Annotated in this window: 19 protein-coding genes; 6 read left to right on the forward strand and 13 right to left on the reverse strand. The window is 38.8% G+C overall.

The genetic code is table 11. The features are described 5' to 3' along the window. Positions 1-23: 23 nt before the first annotated feature. The 6 genes from BM179_RS13175 to BM179_RS13200 form a co-directional block, all read right to left on the reverse strand. Positions 24-1400: a sigma-54-dependent transcriptional regulator gene (locus tag BM179_RS13175; protein WP_092017533.1), complete on the reverse strand. Its 1377-nt coding sequence runs from the start codon at positions 1398-1400 to the stop codon at positions 24-26. Between the two features lie 118 nt (positions 1401-1518). Further along, complete coding sequence (locus BM179_RS13180) at positions 1519-2676, reverse strand: ABC transporter permease (RefSeq protein ID WP_092017535.1); 1158 nt, start codon at positions 2674-2676, stop codon at positions 1519-1521. A 29-nt stretch (positions 2677-2705) separates the two neighbouring features. Then, on the reverse strand, positions 2706-3962 hold the full coding sequence (locus BM179_RS13185) for an ABC transporter permease (RefSeq protein ID WP_092017537.1): 1257 nt from the start codon (positions 3960-3962) through the stop codon (positions 2706-2708). A 12-nt stretch (positions 3963-3974) separates the two neighbouring features. Then, positions 3975-4640, reverse strand: a complete 666-nt coding sequence (locus BM179_RS13190; protein WP_092017539.1) for an ABC transporter ATP-binding protein — start codon at positions 4638-4640, stop codon at positions 3975-3977. A gap of 87 nt (positions 4641-4727) precedes the next feature. Then, on the reverse strand, positions 4728-6185 hold the full coding sequence (locus BM179_RS13195) for a TolC family protein (RefSeq protein ID WP_092017541.1): 1458 nt from the start codon (positions 6183-6185) through the stop codon (positions 4728-4730). 10 nt (positions 6186-6195) lie between these two features. After that, on the reverse strand, positions 6196-7446 hold the full coding sequence (locus tag BM179_RS13200) for an efflux RND transporter periplasmic adaptor subunit (protein WP_092017543.1): 1251 nt from the start codon (positions 7444-7446) through the stop codon (positions 6196-6198). Positions 7447-7856: 410 nt separating this feature from the next. On the opposite strand from BM179_RS13200, the gene BM179_RS13205 reads away from it, so the two are divergent. Together BM179_RS13205 and BM179_RS13210 are read left to right on the forward strand one after the other, a co-directional pair. Further along, positions 7857-8666, forward strand: coding sequence for an AraC family transcriptional regulator (locus BM179_RS13205; RefSeq protein WP_092017545.1), 810 nt, complete (start codon positions 7857-7859; stop codon positions 8664-8666). A 67-nt stretch (positions 8667-8733) separates the two neighbouring features. Continuing rightward, positions 8734-10191: an alpha/beta fold hydrolase gene (locus tag BM179_RS13210; protein WP_092017547.1), complete on the forward strand. Its 1458-nt coding sequence runs from the start codon at positions 8734-8736 to the stop codon at positions 10189-10191. 130 nt (positions 10192-10321) lie between these two features. Here BM179_RS13210 and BM179_RS13215 read toward each other — a convergent pair whose 3' ends face one another. The 3 genes from BM179_RS13215 to BM179_RS13225 form a co-directional block, all read right to left on the reverse strand. Further along, entirely contained in the window at positions 10322-11650 is a 1329-nt protein-coding gene (locus BM179_RS13215) for an alpha-L-fucosidase (protein ID WP_092017549.1), read from the reverse strand. 239 nt (positions 11651-11889) lie between these two features. Then, entirely contained in the window at positions 11890-13878 is a 1989-nt protein-coding gene (locus BM179_RS13220) for a SusD/RagB family nutrient-binding outer membrane lipoprotein (protein ID WP_177219397.1), read from the reverse strand. Positions 13879-13889: 11 nt separating this feature from the next. Next, the gene (locus tag BM179_RS13225) at positions 13890-17237 is read right to left on the reverse strand and encodes a SusC/RagA family TonB-linked outer membrane protein (protein WP_177219398.1); all 3348 of its coding nucleotides are present in this window, start codon (positions 17235-17237) and stop codon (positions 13890-13892) included. A gap of 644 nt (positions 17238-17881) precedes the next feature. Here BM179_RS13225 and BM179_RS13230 point away from each other — a divergent pair. From BM179_RS13230 to BM179_RS13245, 3 genes are all read left to right on the forward strand, one after another. After that, entirely contained in the window at positions 17882-19159 is a 1278-nt protein-coding gene (locus tag BM179_RS13230; protein WP_092017555.1) for an ROK family protein, read from the forward strand. Between the two features lie 236 nt (positions 19160-19395). Beyond that, the gene (locus BM179_RS13240) at positions 19396-20289 is read left to right on the forward strand and encodes an AraC family transcriptional regulator (protein WP_092017559.1); all 894 of its coding nucleotides are present in this window, start codon (positions 19396-19398) and stop codon (positions 20287-20289) included. Between the two features lie 87 nt (positions 20290-20376). Then, positions 20377-21423 (forward strand): NAD(P)-dependent alcohol dehydrogenase, encoded by a 1047-nt coding sequence (locus BM179_RS13245; protein ID WP_092017561.1) that lies wholly within the window; start codon positions 20377-20379, stop codon positions 21421-21423. A gap of 103 nt (positions 21424-21526) precedes the next feature. Here the strand turns inward: BM179_RS13245 and BM179_RS13250 are convergent, their stop codons facing one another. Both BM179_RS13250 and fsa read right to left on the reverse strand, forming a co-directional pair. Further along, positions 21527-23182: a sodium/sugar symporter gene (locus BM179_RS13250; RefSeq protein WP_092017563.1), complete on the reverse strand. Its 1656-nt coding sequence runs from the start codon at positions 23180-23182 to the stop codon at positions 21527-21529. A gap of 72 nt (positions 23183-23254) precedes the next feature. After that, the gene (gene fsa, locus BM179_RS13255) at positions 23255-23908 is read right to left on the reverse strand and encodes a fructose-6-phosphate aldolase (protein WP_092017565.1); all 654 of its coding nucleotides are present in this window, start codon (positions 23906-23908) and stop codon (positions 23255-23257) included. 461 nt (positions 23909-24369) lie between these two features. Here fsa and BM179_RS13260 point away from each other — a divergent pair, with 461 nt between their 5' ends. Beyond that, complete coding sequence (locus BM179_RS13260; protein WP_092017567.1) at positions 24370-24960, forward strand: RNA polymerase sigma factor; 591 nt, start codon at positions 24370-24372, stop codon at positions 24958-24960. A 48-nt stretch (positions 24961-25008) separates the two neighbouring features. Here the strand turns inward: BM179_RS13260 and BM179_RS13265 are convergent, their stop codons facing one another. After that, positions 25009-25431, reverse strand: coding sequence for a DsrE family protein (locus BM179_RS13265; RefSeq protein WP_092017569.1), 423 nt, complete (start codon positions 25429-25431; stop codon positions 25009-25011). Positions 25432-25434: 3 nt separating this feature from the next. Continuing rightward, complete coding sequence (locus BM179_RS13270; RefSeq protein ID WP_092017571.1) at positions 25435-26487, reverse strand: c-type cytochrome; 1053 nt, start codon at positions 26485-26487, stop codon at positions 25435-25437. Between the last annotated feature and the right edge of the window lie 124 nt (positions 26488-26611).

Genomic DNA, 26611 nt, shown 5'->3' on the forward strand with positions numbered 1-26611 from the left:
CAATTATGACAAACAGTATAAATTTAGTCCTGATCCTGATCATGCGGAATATTGTATTTTTCTAACCTTCGATAGAGTGCACTGCGGGTCAGACCAAGTGCTTTGGCAACAATTACCACCTTGCCTTTATGAAAATCCATGGCTTTTTTAATCATTTGCACTTCCAGTTCCTCTAAAGTCATGGCACCAACATCTGGTAAAGAAGTTTTCGGGGCCGATTTCTGACTGGCTGATTGCCAGTGAGCCCTGAAATCGTCTGCTTCGAGTATGTCATTCCGGCTGACCAATACCGTTCTTTCAACCAGGTTTTTCAGCTGACGGATATTCCCGGGTAAAGGTAATTGTTTTACCCATTTCATAGCTTCCTTGCTTACCTGTAAGGCAGGACGGTTGTATATTTCACGAAGATTACTCACAAAGAAATTAACCAGTAAAGGAATATCGTCCGGACGCTTCCGTAAGGGAGGTAGGTATATGGTAATCAGATTGATACGATAAAGCAGATCTTCCCTGAAAGTACCGCGTTGTACCATCTCTTCGAGGTTCCGGTTTGTAGCACAAACAACCCTGACATCTACCGATTTTGTTTTACTGCTTCCCAGCACTTCGTAAGTTCTGTCTTGCAGAACCCTAAGTAATTTCACCTGACTGCTTGAATCAAGGTCTCCGATTTCATCCAGAAAAATGGTTCCTTTATTAGCCAGTTCAAACCTGCCGGTCCGGTCAAACCGGGCGTCTGTAAACGCACCGCGTATGTGCCCGAACATTTCAGATTCAAATAAACTGGTTGAGATTCCGCCCAGGTTAACTTTCACAAAAGGTTTCCGGTTTCTAAAACTATTCTGGTGAATAGCTTCTGCAATCAGTTCTTTTCCTGTACCGCTTTCTCCCATAATCAGAACAGAAGCATCGGTTTGTGCCACCTGCCCGATTGTTTCCAGAATTTTCAGAAATTCAATGTCTTCTCCGATCAGCTGGCTGAAATCGTATTTATTGTCTAACTTTTTTCGGGTCAGCAATTGATTCTTTTTCTCAGAAAGATTCAGAATCGTGCGCACCGATTGAATAAGGTGACTATTCTGCCAGGGTTTATTGATAAAATCACTCGCCCCCATTTTCATACCTCTTACGGCCAGATCAATGGTTGCCCAACCCGTAATTAAAATAACCGGAATCCCGGCATTAAATCCTTTGATTTTCTCCAATAACAGTAAGCCATCCTGCCCTGAAGTTTCGTTGGAAAAATTCATATCCAACAGAATCAGGGAAGGCAAAGTCTGATGTATAAAAGCCAGGGCTTCCTCTTTCGTACCAACAGAAGCGGAATCAAATCCCTCTTTCTTCATAAGCAGAGATAAGGAAGTCCTGACAGCAATATCATCATCAATAATTAAAACCATTTTTCACAATTGTATTTAAATAAGTAATCTCACAGTAATAAAGACAACACAAAGCTATAGTTCATTATATATCTTACAGCCTGGTGAATCGCTTGAATACTTTGAATTACAAAACCTGTTATTCCTCATGCAAGGCTACCGCCGGATAGATCTGGGAAGCTTGTCTGCTTGGAAATAAAGCGCAGGTAATAACGAGCAGATAAACTGTGATAACTGCGAATAAAATCCCGAGAAGATAGGTTGATTTATCTACATCAAAGACATTCAGTAAAGGAAACTGCATGGCAAAAAAGATCCCCAAAGTCAGCCCGAAAGTAGCAATTACCAGTGTTTCACCAATAAATTGCCACAAGATATGACTTTTTGTGGCGCCAATAGCTCTTCGTACGCCAATTTCCTGTTTACGATGACTGATGGTTTGAAACAATACTCCGAAAAGTCCTAAAGCCACATTAAAAATGAGGAAACCACAAACAATTAAAAGAATAAGAATAGGAACCCATACGATACGGTTTTTAGTGGCTTTCATTTTGTCCAGATGCTGAATTTCCAAAGACCAGTCTTTCCCTAACTGAGAGATTTCTTTGGCTATTTTCGCTTCAGAATCAATAGAAGTTCCTGGTTTTACCCTGATTAATAAATCCGTTTGCCAGTCTCCTGACGGGGTAAAAGCACAGTTTTCAGGTTTCTGAAAATCATTACCGTATTTAAAACACTCAACAATTCCTATGACTTGCTTTCGATCGTCCTTCTCTCCTGTGATTTTTCCCAGGGCATTTTCATTACCAAATAACGCCTCTTTTAAGTGTCTGGTGATGATAAGAGGTTTAATTTTGGCCGCTTTATCTGCCTCTGTAAACCATCGCCCTTCCGCTAGAGAAAGCTTTAGTACTTTGGTATAATCGGGATCAACTTCCATCACCTGAGATGAAATATCCTTCTTTTTATAAGTAAAACCGTTATTCATAGAACTAAAACTGTAAGGCAGATTCGAAGAAGAGAAAGAAAAAGCTTCCACCTCCGGATGAGATTTCAGTTTTTGTCTGACCAGGTCTTTGTAAATGATTTTTAAACTGTCTTTATCAGTATTAAAATTCAGGAATACCGCCCATACATTTTCAGAATCGAGCCCGGAAGGCTGAGCATAATTGCGGTAGTTGTAAACACTCAGGCTCCAGACTGCAAAAAGAATCAGAAAGGAGACGAAGATTTCAAGCATCATTAAAAAATTGCTTTTCTTTTTCTTCCAGATAAGTTTGAAAAGATGTTTCAGCATGATATTAATCTTTAAATATTTCTAATTTTTTATTCCCCTCCCTTTAAAGCCTGGACAACCTGTAGTTTCGACATTCTCCAGGCCGGATAAACCCCTGACAACAAGCCAAATAAAAGACTGATTATTACCGCTGTCAGAAAAACTTTCCAATTGATTGTCAGGTCTGCATAAGGAATCATCCCGCTGTTGTTGATATAATAAATTACGCCAAAAGAAAGCAGCAGGGCAATTACTCCACCAATCAGAGTAAGAATTACATTTTCGATTACAAACTGGTATGTCAGCGTTCTGGAAGATGCGCCAAAGGCTTTGCGGATACCGATTTCTGAAGCCCGTTCCATAATCCGGCTGATGTTTACATTGATCAGATTGATGGCAGGCAAAGACATGAAAAGTAATGCAAAACCGATCAGAATCAGGTAAACATAGTGCTTTTTGGCGTCGCCATCCGAGTGTGTAAGCTGGCTGAGAAATGAACCGATAAAAGTATCAGCCGTAGAGTGAATTTTATTCGGCTTAAACCATTTGTCACTATAATTCCGGAAAGGTAATTTTGCAATAAGAGATTGATATTCAGCCTTTATTTCCGGTAAATCTCCGGCATCTTTTGCTAATAATAAGACAATATATTCACCTGCCAGTTCCTTTCTCATGTAATCTTTTTTGCTGGTGTTATACGGCATATAGACATCGGACGATACATACGTTCTGGTAATCGGGCAACCCCGTACTACACCGATGATGCGATAATTTACATTGTCAATTTCAATGTTTTTGCCAACCACACTGACCCCTTTTCCGAAATATTTATCCCGGGTGAAATCATTGATTACTATCACAAAATCATTATTGGCAATGTTCTGCTCAGTAAATGGTTTGCCTTCCAGAAATTCAAAATCTGCTATTTTCCAGAAATTTGCATCTGTGTATTTATAAAACAAATTGACTTTTGTCTGTTTTACATAAGCATTCACCGAATTGGTAAATGATGAAAAGCCTATTCTTTCAGGAGAAGTAAGACGGGATACATAATTTTTGATATAGTGGAAACTCACCGGACCCGATCTCCTGCTGTTTTTAAGGGTATCAATCTGTTCAAATTTATCGATATACAGACAACGGTCCCTTTTTGTTTCAGGATAACCCGGAGAAACGAGGTGGTTTACAAAGGCTGTCAGTACCACTAAAATCATCAGGGTAAAGCTGATTCCGAATAAGCTGATGAAAGTGAAGAATTTCCTCCTTTTCAAAACAGCGAAAGTTATTTTCAGATAATTTTTAAACATCTCGTAAAAGGATTAGAGTACCTGTGAACCATCAAATAAACGCACTAATCTGCTTGTCTTTTTTGCCATATTCTCATCATGCGTAACCATCACAATGGTAGTGCCTTCCTGCTTGTTCAGATTAATGAGAATCTCCATAATTTCGTTTCCCATGGCGCTATCAAGATTTCCGGTAGGCTCATCTGCCAGAATAATTTCGGGGTTTCCGACGATAGCACGGGCAATTGCAACCCTTTGTTTTTGTCCGCCGGACAACTGGGAAGGATAATGCTTCATTCTGTTTCCCAATCCCACTTTTTGCAGGGCTTCGGTGGCCAGTCTTGTACGTTCGTCCCCGGAGACATTACGATACAGTAAAGGCAACTCAACATTATCCAGCACCGGCAAATCATTGATCAGATGATAACTCTGAAAGATGAATCCAAGCTTTTGGTTTCTGAAACGGGCTATTTTCTTGTCGGAAAAATCCCTGATAGACTCCCCTCCCACTGAGATATCACCTTTGGAAGGTTCATCCAGTAAACCCATGATATTCAGCAGAGTACTTTTCCCACAGCCGGAAGGTCCCATGATTGACAGAAACTCTCCTTTGGCCACTTCCAGGCTAATACTGTTCAATGCCAGTGTTTCGATTGTACTGGTGCGGTAAACTTTTTCAATATTCTTTAAACGTATCATAAAAACGTGTTTTTAATAAAGTCTGTAAAGTATTTACGATGAATAACTTATCAATTATTACTCCCGGGAAAAATCAGGGATTTTTAATCATGGTTCTATTTTTCTCTGGTTTTCAAAATCGTACAAAGTCAGCGTCCTGAGTTTGTAATAAGTCCCCCAGTAATCCTGCAAAGCATTAATATTATCACGTTTGGCCTGGTCCTTCTCCTGAAAAGAGATACTCAGATCTGTGATACTGAGATTGCCCAGCACATAACGCTCCCTGGCAATCTGGTATTTTTCGGAAGCAATACTGTCGGCCTGGGCTGTTAGATTCAGCTGTTCTCCAAGCATTTCAAATAAGGTTACCTGGGTATAAATTTCCTGATTAAAATTCTGTCTGGCTTGTTCCACAGAATATTCTGTTAATTTTTTCTGAACTTCTGCCGTTTTTGTTCTGGATTTAGAACGCCCCCAGTCTATAATCGGAATATCAAATTCTAACTGAACAGTTTCCTGGCTCTTTGGCTGGTTATACAATTCAGGAATTGTTGCTCCGCGATTTGAAAAACCCAGTGTTGCTGTTAAAGTTGCATTCAGTCCGTTGTCTCCGATTGCTTTGGCAACAGCTCTTTCTGCTTCCAGCAGCTGTCGGCGGAAAGCAATGGCATCAGAACGGTTTTCAAGGGCTTCTTCCAATGCTTTTTTGGGTAAAACCGTCAGCTTAGAAATCCTCTCAGGAACAATCAGCTCAATTTTATCAGCGTTTTTCCAGCCAATATATGCCTTCAGATTCAGGGTAGAAATTTCCAGATCTCTTTTGGCTTTCATAATAGACTTTTGTGATTTCAGCAATTCCAGCTGCAATTGCAGGATCTCATTTCTGGTATTTTTTCCGAGAGAGAATTTTTCTTCCGCAATTTTCAGAATCGTCTCCGTATTATTTAAGTTCGTTTCAGCAATCTGCAAATTAACCTGTGCTAAAAGCATTGCAAAAAAGAACTCATTTGATTTCTGCGCAATCTGCTCTCTGGATTCCAGAAAAGTCTGACGACTTTCATCATACTTCAAAGGTTCTATTTTCCTGTCCCATTTCAGAGCATTAAATTTAAACAATGGCTGCTGATATCCGATAGCAATCGGTGTGCTGTTGTAAAGCGTGTTTTTCCGGTCAAAATCATCAAAACGCTGCAATTGTGTAGTGGCATAAATCTGTCCTCCGGTTTGCATCACCGACTGGCTCAGAGAAAGTGTTAAAGAGGAATTATTATACCTTACCGGTTGGAACTGTACGGTACCGTCCGGCTGCACAACCTGAGTAAATGAGCTGGTAAATGCCGGCAGGTTTCCGTTCAGAATTAACTGTGGTTTGTAATTTGAAAGGAAAGTCAGCCATTCCCAATACTTTGTTTCTTTCGTGGTAGAGGCCTGTCTCGCTGAGATCGACTGATCCTTTGCCATCTCAACTACTTCCGGTAACCTCAGCCTGACCGTTCCCTGAGGGTATAATCTTCTGCTATTCAGAAGCCCGGCCAGAAAAATGATTATGTAAAGAATATGTTTCATAAATTCACGGCTAGGGTTTTATCTCCAGTTCTGTGATGTTTTTATAATTACTCATGTCAGAAATAATGACATTTTCTCCGGCTTTTATACCTTCGGTTATTTCCACAAAATCGAAATTAGACAGACCGATTTTCACGGTTCTTCTTTCTGCTTTTCCTGATTTGTTCAATACAAACAGGTCTTGTACAGAAGCTCCGCTGAACGCCTGGCCGTTGGCTACACGTACTACATTGGTATGTGCAGCGGTTACCAGGAAGACTTCCACTTTCAGTTTAGGCCGGAGTAAATGGCTGGCTTTAGTATCCAAAGCCACATCAAAGCTCAATACGTTATTTTGAACAGATGGTTGTATGGATGTGAGATTCCCTCTGAGCAGGTTTTCATTAATCCTCACAATTACTCCCATCCCTGTTTTCAATTGGTCAGCATAAGTGTCAGAAACGGTACCTATAATTTTAAAACTTCCCAAATCCGCTAGCCGGGCAAGAACCTCTCCTTCAGCCACTTTTGAACCCAGGTTTTTGTTTACATAAGTAAGTACTCCTTTTCTGGTGGTGATGATTCCAGCTTTTTTGAGCTTATTTTTAAATTCCATCAGGTCTTTTTCCTGAATCTGGGCAGAAATTTCTGAATCTTTCAATTCTGTCCGCATTGTTTGCTGTTTGATTTTGATGTCATTTTCCAGCTGCCGTTTTTCCAGTTCGGCAATCCGCAGACTCATCTCAGCTGTTTCGACTGCTTCTCTGGTACCGCCACCTGCTTTTTGAAGACGCCTGGCATTTTCAATATCTGCTTTCAGACTGGAAATTTTCAAAGCCTTTATCGAGTCACTGATTTTCAGGTCGTAGAAACTTTTATCCAGTTCGAGTTTCAGCTTAACAATATTATTTCGTTTCAATTCAAGCTGATCATTTTGTTTGTCGAAATTCAGTTGTGTAGCCTCTTTATCTAATTCAAGGATATTTTGTCCTTCTTTTACAATACTCCCTGCATCCAGAAAAACCTGTTGAATGGTAGCGTTAATAGGGCTTGTAATCACTTGCTCAAACTCAGGCTGTACTTCCCCGGAAGCATTCAGCGTATTTTCAACAGTTCCGGTTCCGGCGGTAGCGATGCTGATCTCCGATCTGCTGACTGAAGAAAACAACGATGCCTTTGTCCACCAAAGCAAGGCAAGAAGAGCCAGGATGATTCCGGCAATAATTATCCGGTTTTTATTTCTCTTTTTACGAAGTTCAGTTACTGATATTTCCTTATCCATTTTTAATATCTTTTGCTATACCTTTTTCAATTCATGTGCCAATGCACAAATCATTGAAAATCAATAGTATATACAAAAATGTATTGTTAAAAAATGTCCGATATTGGGACGGTTTGTTCGAAACCGGGAAGGATTTTGGAAGGGGGATTCCGGGCTGTAACTCAAAATCATCAGACTTTAAGCAAAACAGGATCTGCATCAATAGAAGGGCTTATTTAACAACTAAAAACATCTTCAATTTCAAGTTGTCTGCTATCTCAAATTTAAGCAGGAGGTTTGATCAATCATGAAATCCAAAAATATATTATCTTTAATCATGATTATAATCTTACTCCGGGATTAGCCCAATTACTCAGAAGAAAGTACTCTTTTTTCTTTAACACGTTGGGGCTGGGCATAAACAATAAAAAATGGTTGAGATTTTTGATAATATTCATAAGATATACCAGTATAAGGCTCCCTGTGAAGAGCTGAAGGATTATATTGAATTTTTCTCTGAATCTTCTTTTGAGGCCACGAGCCGGCATATTGCCAATAAATGTTTTTCTGTAAAACTTTTCCCAAGCTGGACGCCGACTTTCTGGATAAATCTCGGGTCTCCCTATCAGCTATTTCTGGGAGAAAAGCAGTATTTTATTCAATCACAGGAAGATGTCCTGATTTTAAGAAACACTATCGCTGAAAGACATAACCTGCCAACCGACCATATTTTTACAGTAAAATTTTTTCCGGGAGGACTTGAGGCCATTTTTGATATTAATCAGCCCAGACTTACCGATAAGGTGGTTAGCTTATCTGCCATTCTTCCCGGCCAGCTTATTCAGGAAGTTAAAAAGGCAAATACTTTTGAGGAGAGAATGACCATGTTACAAGATTTCTTTCTGAGTCTGTTCAATAAGAAAAATAACAGGGAATATTATTTCAGGATCGTTCAAAAGGCTATCGAAACCTACAGCGGAAGCAACATGGAACTGAATAACGGAGAAATTGCCAAAGAAATGTTTGCTACCAACAAAACCATTTACAGATATTTTACCAATGTAATCGGTACAACTCCTAAAAATTACTTTTCAGTTTTGCGGGCAAGAAAGGCATTGTTAAGTTATGTGGAAAATAAAGAATTATTCAGTCCTTATGACTATGGTTATTATGATATGAGTCATTTCTACAAGGAGGTTGTCAAATTTACCGGAAAGAAGTTGATAGAAAACTTTCGATGATTATGTCCGTTTTTTACTAAATTTTCAATTGTAAACTCTCTAGTTTTGTCGAAAATCTATTCATAAAATGATGAAAAAATCTTCGATATTAATATTTATCCTGCTCATTTCTTTCGTTCAGTTTACTTTTGCTCAGAAGAAAAAGTTATATACTCCCAAAATCGAATCATGTCCATGTGCATTTAAAGCCGATAGCTCTTTAAAGACCAGATGTGCCTATCTGATTGTACCCGAAAACAGAAATAAGCCTGAAGGGAAAACCATTAAACTGCCATTTATTGTCGTGGAAAGTAACAATCCTCAGAAAAAGAAGGATCCTGTTCTTTTTACAGGTGGTGGTCCCGGGGCAGGTTCTCTTGGCATTGTACGCTCAGTACATCGTCGCTCTATTATTCAAAACAGAGATTTTATTGCCTTTGAACAACGGGGAACACAATACGCTCTGCCAAGCTTGGGGGGAAATGAAATCGGGGAAGCTCTTAAAACGGCATTCAAAAACAACTATCCGAAAGATAGCATGATTCTGGAAGGGACGAAACGTCTGAGGGCAAAACTGATAGCGCAAGGGATAGACCTCTCCGCCTATAATACCGTTGAAAGTGCTGCTGATATAGAGGACTTAAGACAGGCTCTGAAAATCGATTCTCTGAATCTTTTTGGTATTTCTTACAGTGGTGGTCTGATGATGACAGTTTTACATAATTTTCCTGCCGGAATAAGATCGCTCATTTTAGATTCTCCCCTTCCTGAATTTATCAATATAGACGAAGAAGAAATTGGTAATTTTAATGAAGCACTGAATACGATATTCAGGAAGTGCGAAAACGATTCATTAAGCAGAATGAAATACGGGAATCTGAAAGAAAAATTTACCCGATATTTCAATAGTCTGGAAGGTAAGACTTTCTCTGTATCTTATGCGGAAAAAGAAAAGGCTGAACCCTTATCAATCAGTTATTCCCGGAGTGAGCTGATCGGATTCCTGGAAAACACATTGTATGACTTTTCAAAAATCAAAGATATCCCCGACATTATTACGGATATGATTCAGGGAAATCATGAGGTTTACATCAGGAAATTTCTGGATGATATTTTTCATAGTTCCGGTCCTTCCGGGATGCGCTTATCGGTTTATTGTTCAGATAAAATGGCTTACGCCAAAGATAAAATGATACAGCAGCAATATCAGCTTTATCCTTACATGATGGGAGCAGGTTATTACCTCAATGATGTTTACAGGAAAATGTGTGATTGCTGGAAAGTTCCTCCGGTTGCTGCTGATACAAAAACCGCTTTTTATTCTGAAGTTCCCGTACTTCTCGGAGCTGGTGATACGGATCCGGCTTGCAGGCCGCTATATAATGATCTGATTCATCACTATATGCCAAATAGTCAACGGCTGCTCTTTTTAAACCGCTCTCACGGGCCGCTGATCCGCCAAGACGGGGATATTTTTATTGGTGATTTTCTGGAGAATCCTTACCGGAAAGTTGTTTCGGCACAAGCAGATATTATTGCGTATTAATTGGTATTACAACCTGCAATAACAGATTCAGGTATTATAAACCTCAGGGAAAGTAAAAGGCAGTCAGATGAAAAACCATCTAACTGCCTTAAAATAAGCTATATTTTCAATAAAATCAGCTATAATCCTTTTACAGTCCCCCGCTCCCGCGATAGAGTTTAAGTGGTTTTTCTAATTCTACTTTTAAAACTGACATATATTCATCTTTAACTGTCGGAGGCACATGGACAAAAACAAGGCCTGGTACTGCGCTCCATGAAATTTTGCCGACAATCTTCCATTTTACATTTTCTCCGTTATTCAATGCAGTGATCTTTTTAATCTTTGTATCCAGTCCTTTTATCGTTACATCTCCGCTCAAATGACCCGGAACAAATAAATAGATTGTTGAAGAATCTTTTGATATAGTTGTGGGGCCGGCAAAATGACCTTGCGGCAAACCTCCCAACGTTTCAAAGATAGCTTCTCCGTATTTTTTATTCCATTTTCCTAATTCTTTCAGAATATTTACCTGAGGAGCAGGAATTGTACCATCTTCGGCAGGACCAATGTCCAGCAATAAATTTCCGCCGTTAGAAACTGCATCTACAAAAATTGAAATTACTTCAGAAGGCGTTTTGTAATTTGTATCATCCGGATGATAACCCCAGTTATCATTGGTTGTCATACACAGCTCCCACCAGTGGAACTTCGGGCGTGTTATCGGGAAATTTTGCTCCGGTGTTTCATAATCACCATATCCTTGCAGGCGTCCGTTGATAATTACATTTGGATTATAGCCCAGCAACAAAGATCTTACAGCAGGCGCATTCCATTCTTCATTGCTATGTCCCCAATCTCCATCAAACCATATCAGATCAGGTTTATAATTCCCCATTACTTCTTTGAGTTGTCCCATGTAAAAAGACTGGAATTTTTTCCAGCGTTCCGGCTGACTGGCTATTTTATAACGGGAACTGTCTTTCAGAAACCCGGTATAATCCTGATGTGACCAATCCAGAATAGAAAAATAGGCCCCGCATTTAATATTTTCTTTTCTCAGAGCCTCATAAAAAGGTTTTAACAGATCCCGCTTTGCAGGAGTTGATTCCACCACATTTAATTTACTTTGAGCCGTTTTCCACAAGGCCACCCCATCATGATGTTTGGTTGTAATCACCGAATATCTGGCACCGCTTTCCTTAATTAAGGCCGCCCATTCTTCCGGCTTATAATTTTTTGCCGTAAAACCCTTCAGTTGACTCATGTAATCTTTATAAGGGAGTTTCTTATTGTAAAAGCTCCAGGATTCATCAACACCATTTACTGAATAAATGCCCCAGTGTATAAAAATACCCAGTTTAGCATCTGCAAACCATTGCATTTTGGTCGCAATACTGTCTGCATTTGTCTTCGATTGAGCATTTGCTGAAAGCATTACAGCAATAAACGGTAAGATCAATAAATATTTAAATCTCATTTTAAAATTGTTCTTTAATGGATAAAAAGTGTCGCAAATATGAAGTGCAGCGTCAAAGATAAATAACCGGAACCTTTGTGCAGACCGCATTTATGGGGTATTACCAAAATATGTCAGACAGTGTTTCCTCTTATTTTAAGAAAGAACCCCTTTGTCAAAGGAGTAATGACTGACAAAGGGGTAACATTACTTACTGGCTGAAATCCTATTTCTCCAACCAGGTTTTTGTACTGAAAGGCCTATTCTAAAGCGTTTTTCCATTTTGTAGCACGACCTGTAAACCATAGTGGCAAATCAGGATTGTTGAATGGGCTAATGATTGTCCAGCTTGCAGGATCAGAAGCCTGTATGCTACTTGGATAAGTCATTCTTTCCTTCCATTTGAATCTGTCGTATTGTGATGCAGGATTCGTTCCTAAATATTTAATTAACCTGCGGGCTGCTGTGTACGGCACTTCAAAATTAAACATATTGTAATGCAACTGAAGCTGATTAAAAATTGCCTGAACTTTTTGCTGATTTGTCATTGTATCAAATTTTTGAGCGGCAAATTCAGCATATGTACTTGCGTTATATTGCATAGCAGGCAATGTATTAATTCTGGAATCATCCATTGTGGATGAAAGAGCCGGAGATGTTTGCTTTGAATATTGATTTGAAATATTGAGATTATACCAGTAATCACATGATAATGCAATTGCATTTTTGTAATGATCCCGGGCTGAGCCATTCGGTGAACCAAAACCTCTTACGGCTGCTTCGGCTAATGAGAGCTCCGTTTCAACGGCATGGATAACAGGATATTTTGCTGCATAGTTAAACTGCGGACGAATGTTATACTCAGAAACGAGATTATTTTCTTTACCTACTGAATAATCTGTATCATTATAATTGGCACATTCATTACGAAGAGCAGCTAATAGAAAGGCATCCCGTTTAGTTAAGTCTGCTTTTGATACCGCATCTAAAACAATTGATTTACTCTTATTTTTACCATAGTAAAATGTTGTTTTTGATATATCAGTCATAATAGGATCGTTAATGTAATAGCCCCGCATTATTTTGTTAAAATAGCTATTTATATCGGAGCCATTATCCCATTTTGTATCAACTCCGATATATCTACCGCTAAAATCAGGCGAGAAAATATAGGAAACACGTGGGTCAACAGTACCATTTTGTAAGCCCATTCCAGAATTATCACCACTAAAATAACTTAGTGTTTGCCCATTTACGACTCTGGTGCTTATTGTCGGCTGACAATTCATCACGTCTTGCAGGAATTTTTTATTGGCACGGCAGTCATCCGCTCTTTCTCTGAAAGCACGTGTAATCCCTAATTCATCCCCAATTCTATTAGGCGCTATAACTGCAATATCAGCTATGCCAACAATATCAGTATTTGCAGATAATAAAGGAGCTCCGCTTAAATCTGAAATCACCTGGCTGGTTAGACCTGGCATTACTTCACTCACATTCATTGCACAGCGCAATCTTAATGAATTAATAAACTTCCGCCAATTTAAAATACTTCCCCCCAGGAGAATGTCTTGTTTGGCAAATAATGCCTGTTGAGTAGAAGTAAGGTTAATCTTAGCAAGCAAAGAATCACAAGACTTAAATTCTCTGAGTATTTTCGGATATATTTCAGATTGTCCTAAGTAAGTAATCTTAGCTCCGTCAAGCCCCCCGGCAGAACCTGTTTCTATGTAAGGAACTTTATCATACATATCTGTTGCTCTTTGATAAGCATATCCTTTTATAGCATGCAATAAGGTTATGTATAACGTATCTAAAGTCGTTCGCGTTTCTTTAGGCGATTTGTTGTATTCGCGCTGAGCCCAAAGTATAGGAGTCATCCAACTGGTATTTACATAATTAAATACAGACTCGTTGAACCCGCCCGTACCCCAATCGTGTTCAACATCCGCTAAAGAGAAAGCTGAACCACCTTCCGGAACTACCTGATAAATCTGAACGGCATTTGCCATAATTCTGTCACCACTTCTTATCTGATGGTAACAAGAACCATAATCACCACTAAGCAGAAAGCCTTGCGTCAACTCTGAAGTAAAAAATCCGGCAATAACACTCACTCCTGATTTATCTGCCAGCTCTTTTGAATAGCCATCCGGATTTTGATATAAATCAGCCAATTTGTCCTTACATGCTACAAAGGATAGCATCAGTAATATCAACAAAAACGATTTGAATTTTATGTATTTCATGTTAATCATTTTTAAAAGTTAACTTTAATAGATACCCCCATCGAGCGCTGCGCAGGCAATGCTGTAGTTCCAAAGCCACCAGTATCCCATCCTGTTCCGTTAGTAGACTCCGGTATTGTATTAGGAGCTACTTTATAGAGATAAAGCACATTATTAGCAAAAACCGAAAGCGTTAACCTGCTAAGATTAAGGTGCATCCTTTGAAGGAGTTTAGTATTCAGCGTATAGTCAAGAGAGATGTTTCTCAACGCTATATAATCACTTTTGAAAATTCTATCTTCAGGGAAAAATCCATTTGAAAAATAGGAGTTGTAATAGTAATCCTGAGCAGAAACTACTTTTGTGTTTTTATTTCCGTTAACATCCACACCACTCAAGAGCACTCCGTCGTGAAAAGTCGGTCCACTACCAGGATTATTTCCTGCAACTTTATTCGAATTTGCATCTAAGTAATAAGCAATACCTCCGTGTGCTTCATCTCTATATTTCAACGACTCTTTCAATACGCCTGCTGCCATCATATAAGTTTCTGTTCCTGACAGGATGGTACCGCCAAACTGGTAGTTTATATTGGCAAAAAGACGGAAGCGCTTATAGGTAAAGGAAGTAGATAATCCTCCTGTTACATCCGGGATTAATTTACCAACCAATTTAGCGGTACTTGTGTAATCATAAGCCGTACCTGCAGCGTTGACAACCTTTTGCCCATTGCTTGGATTATTCTCATTGTTTGGATCTTTATAAGTATAGTTTGATTTTGTCAGGTAAAGCTGACCATACTCCTGACCAACATTAGCAACTGCATTTATAGAGCCAAACGCATTCCACAATGCAAGTGATTGTAGTTTGCCGTCTAACTGATTAACGTAGGTTTTTCCGCTGGCGAATGTTAGATTTAAATCCCATCTGAAATCCCCTTTTAATATTGGTACTGTTTTTATTCCCAGTTCCCAGCCTATCGTTTGAACACTCCCTGCATTCATACGGATATTATTGGCACCTGTACCCGGAGGCGCAGCTACTGCCATAATCTGATCATATATATTTGAATTGTAGTAAGAGAAATCAACTCCAATTCTTCTGTTTTCAAACAGATAGGTTTCAAAGCCAAGTTCAAATTCACGCTTGTGCTCCGGTTTTAGGTTAGGACTACCATTGGCATCTATTGGAGGAAGGTCTGTCGGGGGAGTAAGGATATAGCCACCACCGGACTGAGATGTTGAATAATTCACATTACTGAAATAACGAGGGCCGGGACGACCAACGTCTGCCCATGATGCTCTAAGTTTGGCAAACTTAACGTAATCCGGAAGTTTCAGGCCTTGAGAAAATATCCATGTAGCACTTACCCCCGGATAGAAATAGCTATTTTGATTTGGCGGTAAAATAGACGACCGGTCATTTCTTGCCTGCGCCTCTACAAAAACCTGGTCTTTCCATACCAACTGAACAGACCCCAATGTGCTATACAACATATCCTCCCCATTGGCAAACTGATACAGTGGCTGTACACCTAATGGTAAATTATTAAACGAAAAGTAGTTAGGGATAACAAGTCCGCCACCGCCATAACCATTGACATTTGCCCCCTTGGTTTCTAAAGTGTTTTGTCTGATAATTCCACCGACAAAACCAGATAGATTGATATCAGAACTTAATTTGGTATTGAAATTTAATAACGCCTGTCCATAAGCGGTTTTGTAAATATTCGTAATATCACTATACCTAAAACCACTCAGAGGGCCTAATAAATTAGGGTCTAATAACCTGCCCTTATATTCATTCCTATCCGTACTGTAGTCTATTCCACCCACTAACGAAGCACCGAATGTTTTTGATAAGGTTATGTCAGCAGTAAGCGATTGAATATTGTGCAATCTTGAAAACTCAGACTTATTTTGCAATTGATCCCAAAAAAGTCCAACGACACCCAGAGCCCCGCCTGAAAGTATATTTCTACGACTTGGGTTGGCAAAATAATTATACCCGTCCGGTGTAACCATTTTGTCCCTTAATAATCCGACATTTAGGTCAGCACTATAGGCTCCGAGGCTTGCCTGCTGCGCCTGCCCATTCATTGTATTTAGATTGGGGGCATTCAAGTTATTGGAAAAATAAAAGTTGCCGGTATATTTAAGATTAATGTAATTATTTAGCTTATGAGAAGCATTAAGACTAAATGTATTTTTACTATAACTCGCCCCAGGCGTTATTGGAGTTAAACTTAAATTAGTATAAGAAAAACGAATTTGTCCCTGCTCATTCCCCCCGCTTAATGCCACGTTTGTTGTGTTCTGATGTCCTGTGGTATAAAGATCATCGTAAATGTTTTTTGTTTGAGCCACCCATGGTCTTTCTACTCCATCCCACCATAAAACTTTTACGTTAGGGTCAAATTTTGGTCCGAAAGCACCTGTTCCGCCATCACCTGCAACAGAAGGAAGGGCTCTCTTTCCATTTCCATTAATAAAAAAACCCTGAGCATCATTTTTAGGATTGCTAGGGCTGGATCCCGATCCATATTCATTTTGCAGATCAGGTTGAAAAGCAGCTCTATCCCAGGTAGTTGTAAAAGAAGCAGACACACCTAAGCCTTTGCCTTTTGCACCGCTTTTCGTCGTAATCAGTATAACACCATTAGCGCCTTCACTACCATATAATACCGAGGCTTTGGCTCCTCTCAGTATTTCGAATGACGCAATATCATCAGGGTTTATATCATTGATTCCCGTTCCATTGTCACGAGCTGTTGCATCAGCTCCCATCTGTGTGTTTTGGTCGTGAATGGGAATCCCATCAACAACAAGAAGTGGGCGTGTTGAAGAACTTTTGTCAAACGAAACAGCATTTCTAATATTAATTTTCATTCCCCCCGTTTGACCTGCTGCCGTTGCAGCAACCTGTACTCCGGGAGCCGTTCCATAGAGCGATTGTAAAGCATTGACAGGTGTGCCGCTGGCCAGAATCCTGTCTGCATCAATTTTTGATACTGCATATCCTAATGCTTTAGCATCCTTTTTAATTCCCAATGCCGTTACAACCACTTCATCCAGGTTTTGGGTACTGGCTTCTAAAGCCAGGTCAATTACAGAGCGACCGTTTACATTAACTTCTTTTGTGGTAAAACCGAGAGAGCGGAATACTAAAACCGCACCTTTAACGGGAACACTGATCGCATAGTTTCCATTCGCGTCTGAAGTAGTTCCTTTCATGGTACCTTTTAAGAGAATATTGACACCTGGAAGCGGGGATTGGCTGTCGTCTGTCACCTTTCCTTTTATGACATTTTGCTGGGCATAAATCTGCTGCCAGGAAAGGAATAGCAGTACAGTAATAAACAAGGTAAATTTACTTTTCATTTTCATTTAGATTACAGTGGGAAAATAGAAATTCAATTTCACGAAGTGTTTCGGAGTACCTTCCGAATCAGGGAGGGGTGAATGTTTTCATCGTTGGTTTATTTTAAATTATCGGTACATTTTCACTATTTCTGTTTCAAATAATATTTATGTTTTTTTACAATTACTTCGATAAACGATTAAAAAAATCTACCATATTGGTTTTTACGTATATAATAATTTTGCTATTTTTAAAACATTTAGTCTACATCTGGATTATTTATAAAATATATTAAAATATTGATATTTATTTAATATGTATAATGAGTATATCTATTTGAGAAAATACTCTAATAATTGATGATATATTTTTATTTTTTATTAAAATATTTAAAAAATATACGTATAGTCATATCAAAATGAAGTAAAAAACTCTAAAAGAAGCGATCTGAGCACAGTTTCAATATATTAAAATATTTTACTATATTGAAACAAAAATGTATTTGTAGAAATTTTGAGAAGGATGAGTTTTTAATAACCAAGAGCTATTTAATATAATTGAAGAAACTGAGGATGTACTCTAGTAATAAATAGAAGAAATCAGGGAAATAGTGTTCTTAAACACCCGGGTTTAATTATGTAAAGCCTCGCAATAATTACAGTATATGGAATTAGAAAATTTTAATTTGATTACACAAAAGGCGACAGGAAATAATGCACTTCCACTTACATCCGCCGATGTTCTGAATAGAGAATCAATTGTTGACATTAAGAAAAGCAGGTTAAAGAGAGGCCTTTTACAGAGTTTATATGTAAGAGGGAACAGGACAATTGCTCAGCTTACACGTGAGCTTAATGCCAGTGTTCCTTCTGTAACTACTCTTCTTGAGGAACTCATCCAAAAACGCTGGATTATCGAACTCGGCCCGGCGGATTCTCCTTTCGGAAGAAAACCTATTCTTTATAACCTGCACCCTAAAGGAAAGTACACCATGTTACTGGATATTACAACTTACGGGTCAAGAACACTCTTTTTTAATTTGCAGAATCAGGTTGTTTACAAAAAAGATCTTCCTCTAATTCTGGAAGATAATACGAATCTACCCTCTAAACTGATAGAAAGTTTTCATCAGATTACACGGGAATCCGGTATATCAGCTTCCGATATAATTGCAGTGGGAATCTCCATGCCGGGCCTGATTAATCCGAAAAATGGCTTTAACTATACCTATAAGAAACTGAATCCTGATAAAGATTCTTTAGGAAAACAGCTAGAAACAGCCCTGCAACTTCCTGTTTACCTGATTAATGATACACAGGCAACCATTCTGGGTGAACACAAATTTGGTCAGGCTAAAAGCATGAAAAATGTGCTTTCTGTAAATATGGCCTGGAGCGGCATTGGCCTCGGGATTGTTCTGAATGGAAAAGTATTTCAGGGAGCTTCAGGTTTTGCCGGCGAATTAGGACATATTCAGGTAAAGGCTGACGGCGAACTTTGTCATTGCGGAAAAGTTGGCTGTCTGGATACACTTACCTCTGCTTCGTCACTCATCAGAAGAATCAAGGAACGATTACGGAAAGGACAAATCTCGAACCTTGCTTTAAAAAATGCTGAAAAGATTGATATTGAGATGATTATTGATTTTGCCAACAAAGGTGATGCTTTAGCCATCGACTTACTGCATGACATCGGAAAAGAAATGGGGAAAGGACTTTCCATTGCCGTTCATCTTTTCAATCCGGAAGCAATTATTATCAACGGACTGCTGGCTAAAGCCGGAAAATTTATCAGTAATCCGATCGAACAGGCTATCCATAAATATTGTCTGATTGATTTTAAACATAACCTGAGTATTGAAATTTCAGCATTAGGGGAAAATGCCAGACTGTTGGGCATGCAGGCTTATCTGGTTGATCAGTTTTTAGAAAAAATTGCATAATTCTGCAGCATAAAATTCTGAACATACACTTTCCTGACCCATTCCTTTCCAAAATTCTGTCTTTAAAATTATTCCCCAAAAAGGATTTCTGCCGCACTTTGATACTGCTGAAAGATTTTTCACATTCTGAGCTAAATAATATATATTTTTGAGCCGAATTGAATACCTCATTCCTGGAATGAGGCTTACTTTTGTCAAAATCTTTATTTACTTGTAAAAATCACCCCCGACGGAAAATGGCTGATCGATATGTGAAGTTACCTTCTTCACTTTCTGTACCACCTCTTGTATATGCCGGCATGCAGCTCAATGGTTTATCTGCCATTCAGTCCTGTATTTTTACGAAAGAACATAAAGGATCGATGTTTTTGGAAGAACATTTACTACTCTTTATGAAAAGAGGTACTTATCATATCCAGCACGGAAAGCTTAATTATACCGTGAGGGAAAATGAAATGATTCTGCTCAACAAATCTATTCTGATTGACTATCATAAAAAAGGGAATGAAGATAATATCTTCGAAAGCCTGATGTTTTTCCTGAAAGATGAATTCATTGTAGATTTCATGAAAATGAGTAATACACAGGTTAAAAGGTGTAATGAAAAAATGATTCCTGTCGTAAAACCTGTAAAAGAAAGGCTTTTACGTTTTTTTGATTCCTTGTTCCCGTATTTTACTGAAACCGAAAAAATTGATGATGAGCTGATTAAGCTCAAAATGCTTCAGCTTTTATACGATATTTCCGGAACAGATAAAAACCTGCTTCAGCAAATACTTCAGCTCAAAAAACAGGCATACAGCGACCTGGCGAGAGTAATGGAAGACAATTTCATGAATCCTCTGGTATTAGCCGACTTTGCTTATTTGTCCGGCAGAAGTCTTGCCAGCTTTAAAAGGGATTTCTTTGCCATTTATAACACCTCTCCTGCTTTATGGATTAAAGAAAAAAGGCTGACAAAAGCGAAAGAGTTATTACTTAATACTTCTATGTCGGTAACAGATGTATGTTATTCTACAGGATTTGAAAATACGGCGCACTTTGCAAAGATTTTTAAGGAATTCTTTGGCTTTTCTCCTTCTCAGATTACCAAACAAACTACAGATTCAGCGAAAGCATTAAGCGCTTAAATCAGGATTACAATTAACCATTTTATAAATAAAATCTTTCCGATCGGAAATCCTTTAAAAATCAACTAAAATTCAAACAAAAACATCATGGCTATTGCAACAAAAGGTTATGCTGCCCAGGACAACCAATCAGCCTTAGCAAGCTGGAATTTTGAAAGACGTGATCTTGGAAATCACGATGTACAACTGGATATTTTGTATTGCGGGGTATGTCACTCAGATCTGCATCAGATTAAAGATGAATGGGGCCCGGGAATTTTCCCGATGGTTCCGGGACATGAAATTGTAGGTAAAGTAAGTGCTGTCGGAAGTCATGTGAAAAAATATAAAGCAGGTGATTTAGTGGGTGTTGGCTGTCTGGTTGACTCTTGCCGTACCTGTGAAAATTGCAGCGAAGGACTTGAACAATTCTGTACAAACGGACACTCTCAAACTTACAACGGACTTGAGCAGGATAAGAAAACCCCTACTTATGGCGGTTATTCTAACCTGATTGTAGTTCATGAAGATTTTGTATTAAGAGTTTCTGAGAAATTACCATTAGCCGGTGTTGCACCATTACTTTGTGCCGGTATTACTACTTATTCTCCATTACGTCACTGGAAAGTAGGAAAAGGACATAAGGTAGCTGTATTAGGTCTGGGAGGTCTGGGTCATATGGCTGTAAAATTTGCCGTTTCATTCGGAGCAGAAGTTACCATGCTGAGTACATCTCCATCCAAAGAAGCAGATGCCAAAAGACTTGGTGCACATAAATTCGTATTGACTTCAGATGCAAATCAGCTGAATGAAGTGAGAAACTATTTCGATTTTATCATTGATACCGTTTCTGCACCTCATGATTACAATACCTTCTTAAATCTGCTGAAAACCAATGGTACTCAGATCTGCGTTGGAGCTCCTCCGACTCCGGCAGAAATTATGGGATTTAACCTGATTTTAAACAGAAGAAGTCTTGCCGGATCTTTGATTGGCGGCTTGCCTGAAACACAGGAAATGCTTGATTACTGCGCAGAACACAATATTGTTTCAGACATTGAACTGATTGATATGAAGGACATTCACGCTGCTTACGACAGAATGTTGAAAGGTGATGTGAAATACAGATTTGTCATTGACATGGCAACTTTATAAAAGCTGTCAGGAATTAACATAAACCTTCATTAACCAAACCCGGAATAAATCTCCTGAAACAGACAGGTATTTATTCCGGGTTTGATTTATTTAAAAACGATATTTACCAGAAAATCAGATAAATAACTACAAGCATGGAGCATATTGCAATAGCTCCGAATTTAAATGCAGGCTGTGTTTTGAACATACTTTTCTCCACGATAAAAGCATTCGGATTATCTTTCCCTCTGGAAACTACCAGACTTATCAATACGTGGGCTGTTGCACAAATCCAGAATACCAGTCCCATACGATTTAAGAAAGGCATTTCAGGAAACTGATATTTGAAAAATGCTGAAAGCGGAATACTGAGAACCGCAGCCACCAGCGCTCCCTGGGAAGCAGCTTTTTTCCAGAAAAATCCTAAAAGGAAAATGGCCAGAATACCCGGTGAAATAAACCCTGTATATTCCTGAATATATTCGAAACCCTGTCCGAGGTTTTTAAGAAACGGACTGATTGCCAGAGCGATGATAAATGAAACGACAATTGCTATACGACCCAGCCAGACAGTCTTCTTTTCATCAAGATCAGGATTGATAAATTTCTTGTGAATATCAAGCATATAGATGGTTGAAATACTATTGGCTTTTCCTGCCAATGAAGCTACAATTGCAGCAGTAAGAGCTGCAAAAGCGAGTCCTTTCAAACCAACCGGTAAGATATTAAGCAGCACAGGGTAAGCGTTATCCGGTTTGACAATACCATTTTCCGTAATTCCGTTTACGATAGCAGCATCTGCATTTTCCTGGAACAATACATAAGCAGCAAGGCCCGGCAATACCACAATAAACGGCATCATCATTTTTAGAAAAGCAGCAAAAAGCACTCCGTTTCTGGCCGTATTCAAATCAGCCCCCAAAGCTCTCTGAGTCATATACTGATTACATCCGAAATAATTAAAGTTTACGATCCATTGTCCACCTACAATAAACATCAGCAAACCCGGAAGTTGTCTGTAGGCATCTATGGTTCCCCCTTTTCCATCATGTACCTGGTATTGTCCGGGGCTGAAAACCATATGCATATGGCTATCGGCTTTTTCCTTAATCAAACTTAACCCTTCAAAAATACCAGCTCCGGAACCTACTTTTACCGATAATAAATCAAGGGCAAGGTATGTCGTTGCCAAACCTCCTACCACCAGACAAACAACCTGAATAACATCTGTGTATCCGATTACTTTCATACCCCCAAGCGTAATGATTACTGCAAAAGTGGTCAAAAAAATTGCACATGGCATAAATCCAAATCCTGTCATCTTTTCCAGACTCAATGCCCCCAGATAAATAATTGAAGTAAGGTTCACCAGAATGTACAAAAACAACCAGAAAACAGCCATAATTGTAGCCAGACGCTTATCATAACGCATCTGCAAAAATTGCGGCATGGTATAAATTTTATTCTTTATGTACATCGGAAGAAAATAGACCGCAATAATCACCAGAGAAAAACCTCCTACCAGCTCATAAACGGAAATCGCCAGACCTAATTGAAAAGCCTGCCCGCTCATCCCGATGAACTGTTCGGCCGAAATATTAGAAGCGATAATTGAAGATCCGATGGCCCACCAGGTAAGTGACCCTTCTGCCAGGAAAAAGTCTTTGGAATCAGTGGTTTTTGAACCTTTATTCCTGTAAACCCAGACCCCGTAAGTGGCCACGATCAGGAAATAAATAAAGAAAATAACATAGTCAAGGGTTTCTAATCCTAATTTCATTTTTTGCAATAGTTAAGTCTGGTTTATGAAAACATTTAAAGACGGATATTTGAAAATGATCCGAAACATTCGTTATAAAGATTTCTGATAATCTGCCAGAAATTTAGCCAGACCAATATCCGTCAAAGGATGTTTCAGTAAAGCCAGAATAGCATTTAGCGGGCAGGTAACTACATCTGAGCCGATTTCGGCACATTGAAGAATATGAACAGGGTGACGAACGGAAGCTGCCAGAATCTCCGTCCCCAGATCATAATTATCGAATATTACCCTGATTTGTTCAATCAGATCTATTCCATCCATCGAAATATCATCCAGACGTCCGACAAAAGGAGAAACATAAGTAGCTCCGGCTTTTGCTGCAAGCAAAGCTTGTCCGGCCGAAAAAATAAGGGTACAATTCGTTTTTATTCCTTTTTCTGAGAAATATCTGATGGCTTTAATTCCATCTTTCAGCAAAGGAATTTTAACAACAATATTCGGATGAAGTGCTGCAAGAATCTCCCCTTCGCGAATCATTCCTTCATAATCTGTAGCAATTACTTCAGCTGAAATAGGACCATCTACAATTTCACAAATCGCTTTGTAATGGTTAATGATATTTTCCTGGCCTTTAATGTTCTCTTTAGCCATGAGAGAAGGATTGGTCGTTACACCATCCAGTATCCCCAGATCATAAGCTTCTTTAATCTCATCAAGGTTGGCAGTATCAATAAAAAATTTCATGGTTTTGTATGTTTTAAATTAAATAATCATGCCTGAAAATCTATGCTTCGGTAATATTTATATATCTGGATTTATTTTTGTCGATTTGACACAATTAACTTTGTCAGGCTCCTCAAAGTTAGAGGGTATTAAAAATAATACCCTTAAGCCTTCATTCTAAAACCCAATTATAATCTACCCGCAATTAATAAAGACAGAATCTGACCAAATGACCATAAAGAATTTTCAATATTTTTCTCCTAATGGAAGAAATAATTGAATAATTCATTGAAAAACATGGCGTTCATGAATAATAATTATACTATAAATGGAATAAATATTACAAAAAAATGGCCTTCGCATCCCTCGAAATAATATTTTCTTGTACTATTTAAAGTTTAAATTAAATATTCATTACATTTGCAATTAATTGTGTCTGTTTGACGCAAAGTATTTGCCTGCAAAAATAATACATTTCACACATGAAACAAGTATCTGATGACCAATTATGGCAAGCATTCAAGACAAGCGATCTTGCGGTGGAGACCATATACCGTCAGTATGTGAATGTATTGTATAATTACGGAAGGCAGTTTACTTCCGACTCAGATATTGTAAAAGATGCAGTGCAGGAATTATTCTGCGATCTTATCCAAAGCCGTGAGCGATTGGGCTCTACAGATTCCATCAAATTTTATCTTTTTGCCAGTCTGAGAAATAAACTGGTTAAAAAAGTCAGGAAGGAAAAAAAGTATTTAAGTCTGGATGATTTCGGAGGAGATTTTCAGATCGATTTTGCTTCAGATAATGATATCATCAATGAGCTTGATCCGAACAATACAGAAACCTTACTGAATGAAGCTTTCAATAAATTACCAGTAAAACAACGGGAAGCTATTCTGCTTTATTATTACGAGGGGATTGGTTATGAAGACATTGCAAAAATCATGAACATGACCAAAACCAAGTCGGCCCGGGCATTGATTTACAGAGCTTTAGATTCTCTGTCGGCCATTTTCAATGTTTGTGAAAACTGCGTGATTCTCCTTATTCTGCCATTCTTTTTCAGCTAAAATCTGCTCAGCCATCTTTCCGGATGACTGAACAAATCCTTTATATGATCAGAATCCGGCTTTAATATAACTCCAGCCTTCTTCCTGTTTCAGAACAAGCTCCGCCAGTCCGACCGGTACATAAACCGCCTGTGTATAAATCTGCTCCTTTTTCAGTTTTTGTTGTTTCATAGAGTTTTCACAAACGGCAAAAACAATTCCTTTTTTTGACAAAGATTCGATCTCTTTTCCAACATTACTCTGGTCATTACGCATAAAGCCAAGCCCCTTACTATGTACAACTACTTCAATCTTAGCTTCCGGCCAGTGTTCCAGTACATTCGACAGTTGTTTTGTTAAAGTCCTGTAAACCAGTGTATCAGGAGAAGCCAGATGGAATACAATCTGATGCTGGCGCTTAGGACTTTGCGAATAGCTTTGCATACAAATGCCGATACTCATAAGCATTCCTAAAAAGAGAATCTTTTTCATGATCTATGATTTTTTATTGTGAGTTGATTTCCATTTTTTGATCGGTTTAAATGGCCCGAATTTATGTTGTTGTTCAGTAAAAGGATCGGCATAAGGCCCGAAAGGGTGATCAAATGGCTTTTTTGCAATATCAGGCCAATCTTTCGTTTTATCACCTGATGGTCTGGGCATTGCATTGATAAACGACGCTACATCCCAGGCATCTTCATCTTTTAACTGAGCATTCTGATAACTTACTCCAAATGGCATATTGTATTTGACGTATCCTGCCAGGTTGGAGATTCTGAACAAACCTGCTGCGTTATTATAACTGGCCGGGCCCCAGAGTGGCGGGTAAGTGTACGCTGTACCGCTGTCGTTTAAAAGTCCTTCACCGTTTTTCTGGTGACAGGTCTGGCATTTTTCAATAAAGATTTTTCTCCCTTTCAAAGTATCCGCCGCTCTGTCAAGTAAAGCCAGTTTGTAAATACCGGATCCCCGGGGTATGTAATGCTTTGGAACATCCTGACCTACCCAGGCAATATAAGCAAGAATTGCTTTCATGGCTTTATCGGTAGAGTCCAGTGCCTGTCCGTTCAGGCTCCTCTGAAAACAATCATTTACTCTTTTCACCTGATTCTCCAGGGTTCCCGATCTGTCACGAAATTTAGGGTAATTAGCCTGAACAGCAAGGTAGTTATTTCCCCAGGGCTGTGTTCCGGCATTTAAATGGCAATTCTGACAATTCATACCATTACTGGAAGCCCTTACTTTCCCTTTCGGTCCAAAATACTCGGCTGTATGAGCAATCAGTTCCCTGCCGTAAAGCACCTTTTCTTTCTGTGAGTCAGACAAATACATCATCCTCCAGTCCTCAGGAGCTTTCCAGGGTCTGCTGAAAACAGTATCAGGCATAACTTTAGCCTGTTCTTTCTCTGCATGGTTTGTCTTTCCGGAGAACATTCCCGGAAAAGCGAACAAAATCAACAGGAAAAGCACAGAAATCATTAAAAGTCCCAGCATTTTTAACAATGCGGTCAATCTGGTAAAAAGTTGCTGACTTCCATGATTAGACATGACGATGCTGATTCTTCCTGTTAGTGTGGTTACCGGAAATTATCCCGAAAAATATTCTTTTGAAATTTAGTGATTAAAACAGACTTTTTCCATTTTTTCAGGGAATCTCCTGATAATAGATTGC

It is taken from the genome of Pseudarcicella hirudinis, from assembly GCF_900115665.1.
In the GTDB taxonomy this organism is placed as follows: domain Bacteria; phylum Bacteroidota; class Bacteroidia; order Cytophagales; family Spirosomataceae; genus Pseudarcicella; species Pseudarcicella hirudinis.